The following is a 5,288-nucleotide window of genomic DNA, read 5'->3' on the forward strand; positions in this document are numbered from 1 at the left end:
GTCCCTATTATTGAACACGATTTTTTTGCTGATGCAGATATATTAGCAACTGCTACATTCTCCACAAAGCAACGGTTTATTAATGTATCGTAGCAGGTAGAATCGTTTATTACTTTTATACAATAACTGCCATAGGAAAGATTTGTAAACACACCTGTAGCATTACAACTCAACAGTATATTTAAGTTATTGTAAATACAATATTGTGCATTACTGATGTTTACCTGCCCTGTTACCGATGCAGTAAAAGTTAAACAGGCTTTGTTAGTTATCTTAATTGATGCGTCAACTGAAGGTATGGGCCTTGTTACACTAAAGCACCGCACAATTGTTGTATCATAACATGCGGAATCGTTTACAACATCAATACAATAACTGCCATAAGGTATATTGTTAAACACACCGGTACTGTTACAAAGAATAAGCACATAGGCCGGCGTATATAAACAGTATTGAGGATTACTTAAATTTACTTTACCAGTAATAGTTGCGGTAAAACTTGTACAGCCTTTATTACTTATTGTTACAGCAGCATCAACTGAAGGGATGGGTGGGCCAACCGTAAAGCAACGTGTTATTGTAGTATCATAACAGGCAGAATCGTTTATAACATCAATACAATAACTGCCGTAAGGTAAATTATTAAATACGCCGGTGCTGTTACAAATGATAAGCACATACGCAGGTGTATATAAACAGTATTGTGGGTTAGATGTATTTATTTGTCCTTCTATAGTTGCAGTAAATGTTGTACAGGTTAAATTAGTTATCAGTACGTTGGGTGCAACTGAAGGCTTAGGTCTGTTTACAGTAAAACAACGTGTTATCGTAGTATCGTAACAGGTAGAGTCGCTTATAATATCAATACAATAACTTCCATAAGGCAAATTATCAAACACACCGGTATTGTTACAGGTTATTAAAACACGGGGCACTGCATACAAACAATAGGTAGGATTAAATAAATTTGTTTGCCCGGTTACCGAAGCAGTAAAAGTTGAACAGGCTAAATTAGTTATTGCAACAGTTGCATCAACTGATGGTATAAGCCTCTGTGCTGTAAAACATCTTATAATAGTCGTATCGTAACATGCAGGATCATTAATAATTTTGATACAATAATTTCCAAAAGGAAGATTTTGAAAAACCCCTGTTGAATCGCAGGCAATTAAAACATCCGCAGAATCGTAAATACAATAATTAGGATTGTAAAGATTTTGCTGCCCGGTTACTGTTACCGTAAAATCATTACACGAGGTTTGTAGATTTAAATTTACAGAAGGTATTGGTTTTATACCAGTAAATGTCCTGGTAATTGTAGTATCGTAACAAGTGTTTTTTATTGTAATACTGTAAGTTCCATAAGGAAGTAAATTGAAAACACCGGTTGCATTACAGGCAATTAATAAAGCACTGCTGTCGTAAATACAATATAATGGTGCGGTTAAATTTACCTGCCCGGTAACCGAAGCGGTAAAAGTAGAACATGCCATATTAGACATTGCAATAACAGGTGATACAGATGGTATTGGATACAGACCTGTCCAGGATACTGATTTAATATTACCGCATAAATCCTTTACAAATAATTTTACCGTATTTTTATTGCCGGTATAATATTTAAAACTGTTAGTGGTAAACCATGTTGTATCTCCCGTGGTTACAGATGCTCCATATAAAAATCCGTTAAAGACAGGATTTGGTGTTACGTTACCCCTGATATCTTTTAAATTAATAATTACCGAAATACTATCGCAGGTAATTTTTGTAACTGCATAATTATTTATTATCCAGTCATAATTTTGTATAGAGATATTTCTTGTTTGTATAGCACCGCAGGAATCACTTAACTGAACAAAATAATTACCACTGAGCAATCCGGTAAAAACTCCCGGAATACTTACAGTACCAACACCCGAAGCCGAAGGCGCAATAATTTTGTATGAGAATGGTGCTCTTCCATATAGCTGATTAGTAACTGTTATGGTTCCATCTTTTCCATTAATACAAGTTACATCTGTGGCAATCATTGTAAAGCTGGGAACTGTATAATCACCATCAATGGTAATACTGTCTTTTGCATATTCACAATTGGTCACAATATCTTTTATTGTAATCAGGTATCTGCCCGGAGATAACCCACTTATTAAATTACTCGAAGTAAATGGTGTACTCACGGGTCCGGTTGCCTTATATTGATAATTACCTGATCCTCCTTTTGCATCTATTTGCACTGTACCGGTTGCTTCGCAACGGGATTCTGCAGTTATATAATCGGCTATTAGTGAATCGCAGCAATTTCCATTGAGGTTTTGAATTATTATATCTTTAACAATAGTTGTACCGCAGGAATCAGTTAACTGTATAAAATAATTTCCGCTGATTAATCCTGTAAATATTCCTGTTGCACTTACCGTACCAATACCTGCAGCTGAGGGTGTAACAATTTCAAATACAAATGGCGGCCTGCCAAATTTTACTGAACCAGCTGTTATTGATCCATTGCCTATACCAATACATGTAGCAGGCGCAGAAGTTAATGTAAAATTGGGATTTAAATAACCACCATCTACCGTAACAGTATCCCTCTCATAAAAACATCTTAACCCTATATCCTGTATGCTTACTAAATAATTACCTGCAGGTAATCCCGTAATAATATTACCGGGAGTATAAATTGTGTTAACAGGTCCGGATACTTTATATTCATAATTGCCAGATCCTCCTGCAACACTAATTTGTATTGAGCCTGAAGCAGCACAACGGGATTCAGTTGTGCTGTATGTTACGGTTAAAGTATTACAAGCCTGAGAAAAACCAACTTTTGGAAGAAGTGAAGAAACTATTAAAGCAAGCGTAATAATACCCGTTAAGTAAAGTTTTTTCATTCGGTATGGATTAAAGTTCTAAATTTTAACGCCACGCCAAATAACTTATTGCTCAAATTAAAACAATACTCTATTTAAACCTATTTGAAGAATTTTGCAGCTGCACTTCTGCAATAACAAGTAAAAAATTGAAGAACGGGAGGGTATTTTTTTTCGAATAATTACTATTTGTAGTGTAGTGTTTTTACTATTGTTTTAAATTCAAATAATAAAAAAAGCTGTCATTAACTGGCAGCTCTCCTAAGCAATTAATTTATATAATTCTTACCCAAAAGTTTCATCGTTTAAATGCACTTTGGTCATATCATAAAAATGATTTTGTAATTGATGTAAAGAAATGGGCTGAACAATATGCCTTCTTTCATCCCTGTACCAAATTTCGAATTTTGAAAAATTATTTTTTTCCGGTAACATCATTCTAAAAGCACCTTTCATATATTTTACCGTGCCGTCTTCATTATCCTGTTTTTGAAATTTAAGTTTTGTTAACTGCTCATCAGATAAAGGAATAGGACTTAACTGCTCCGTTTCATACCAAAAATCCTGTGTGCCTGTGTTAACGCAAACTTGTTTTTCGTTGTTGTTTAAATCAGTTACTTCACCCTGTTTTTTATCCCCATCGTTATTGGCAAATAAATAATCACCAACTTTAATTTCATTAAATTTTATCATAAAATTTTTGTTTTTATTAAAATTAAATTTAGTATTTTTTTTTGAAAAAAGATATTAAATACTGGAAGCAGGAGCTTCCAGCTACTCGGCCCAGCTCATAATGTAATTTGCATTTTCTATATCTAAAGCCTGCTTTGTTAGCATTAAGGGATGAAAAGTATCTACCATTACGGCGAGCTCTTTCGTTTCTTTGGCGCCAATACTTTTTGCCACTGCACCGGGGTGTGGCCCGTGCGGAATACCTGCAGGATGCAACGTTATCATGCCACGGGTTACATTTTTACGGCTCATAAAATCGCCATCCACATAATAAATTACTTCATCACTGTCAATATTACTGTGGTTGTATGGTGCAGGTATTGCATCCGGATGATAATCGTACAGCCTGGGCACAAAAGAACAAACTACAAAAGTATTGGTTTCAAAAGTTTGGTGTACCGGAGGTGGTTGATGTACCCTTCCGGTTATTGGTTCAAAATCATGAATAGAAAAAATATAAGGATAACAGCATCCATCCCACCCTGCCACATCAAAAGGATGTGTGCCGTAATGCAAACCATACAGTATCCCTTTCTTTTTTGCTTTAATTAAAAAGTCGCCGGTCTCATCAATGGTTTTTAAATTTTTCGGTGTACGGATATCCCTTTCGCAATAAGGTGAATGCTCCAGCAGTTGCCCGTATTTACTCATGTACCTTTTAGGAAAACGCAATGGAGAAAATGATTCTACAATAAACAACCGGTTATTTTCATCAGCAAATTCAATCTGGTAAATTGTTCCTCTTGGTAAAATAATATAATCGCCGTACCCAAAAGTTAATTCACCATATTGTGTATGTACCGTACCGCTGCCTTCATGTACAAAGATCATTTCATCAGCATCAGTATTTTTATAAAAATAATCCTGCATACTTTGCTGTGGCGATGCCAGCACAATATGGCAATCGCTGTTAACCAAAACCGGTATGCGGCTTTGTAAAAAATCTTTAGCCGGCTTTATAGTAAAGCCTTCGAAGCAGCGGTGCTGCAGCATTTTTTCTTCGGCTATTTGCGGACTGACATCTACCTGCGGCTCCGTTTTTATTATTTGTGTTGGAGGATGACAGTGGTACAGCAAAGAATAATCGTTACTGAAACCCTCCGTGCTAAATAATTGTTCGCTGTACAAACCACCATCGGGTTTACGAAATTGTGTATGGCGCTTGTGAGGAATTTTTCCTAAAGTATGATAGTGAGACATATTTTTAATGGATAATTTTTAATTAATAATGAATAATTTTTTTCGAATCAATCATTATTAAAAAAGGCAAAGTGCTAATGAAGAGAGCAGAAAAATGTATTTCCATTTTCTTTTATCAATATAATAAGTAAAGTTGCGGTGAAAAAGCATGTTCAAATCGTAAATACTGTTAGTTCAAATTTACGGTTTTAATTTTTTAATACTGAATAACAATACATAATAGAAAAAGCTGCAGCAAAAACCGCAGCTATATAAAAGTATAAAACAACCCATTTATTGAATTAAAATCTTTCTCCTCGCAATAATTACTCCATTTTCATTTACAGAAACTATACAAACTCCTTTTGCATACTTGTTAATATCAATATCAAGTTTCTGTTGACCATTTATCAAAATTGTTTGCAATGCCTGACCGGTAATAGTCGTAATTTTTACAGAGTATCTGCCAGGTTTCTTAACAAAAACAGAGAGAATACTTGAGGCAGGATT

General features: G+C 34.9%; 4 protein-coding genes. All 4 read right to left on the reverse strand.

Annotation, left to right across the window (positions count from 1 at the left end; all coding sequences use genetic code 11):
• The coding region (locus ACY65O_RS13085; RefSeq protein WP_462221304.1) for a hypothetical protein at positions 1-2,888 on the reverse strand (2,888 nt) is incomplete at its 3' end.
• A 264-nt stretch (positions 2,889-3,152) separates the two neighbouring features.
• A complete protein-coding gene (locus ACY65O_RS13090; RefSeq protein ID WP_462221305.1) occupies positions 3,153-3,560 on the reverse strand; it encodes a hypothetical protein in 408 nt (135 codons plus the stop codon).
• Positions 3,561-3,641: 81 nt separating this feature from the next.
• Entirely contained in the window at positions 3,642-4,799 is a 1,158-nt protein-coding gene (locus tag ACY65O_RS13095; protein WP_462221306.1) for a homogentisate 1,2-dioxygenase, read from the reverse strand.
• 273 nt (positions 4,800-5,072) lie between these two features.
• On the reverse strand, positions 5,073-5,288 hold a 216-nt coding region (locus ACY65O_RS13100; protein WP_462221307.1), incomplete at its 5' end, for a T9SS type A sorting domain-containing protein.

Origin of the sequence: Ferruginibacter sp. (genome assembly GCF_031430955.1) — a bacterium.
Lineage (GTDB): Bacteria > Bacteroidota > Bacteroidia > Chitinophagales > Chitinophagaceae > Ferruginibacter.

What these genes read in the sequence shown, in the direction of transcription:
- ACY65O_RS13095 (WP_462221306.1), bottom strand. Translation starts at nt 4,799, where the DNA reads ATGTCTCACTATCATACTTTAGGAAAAATTCCTCACAAGCGCCATACA.
- ACY65O_RS13090 (WP_462221305.1), bottom strand. Translation starts at nt 3,560, where the DNA reads ATGATAAAATTTAATGAAATTAAAGTTGGTGATTATTTATTTGCCAAT.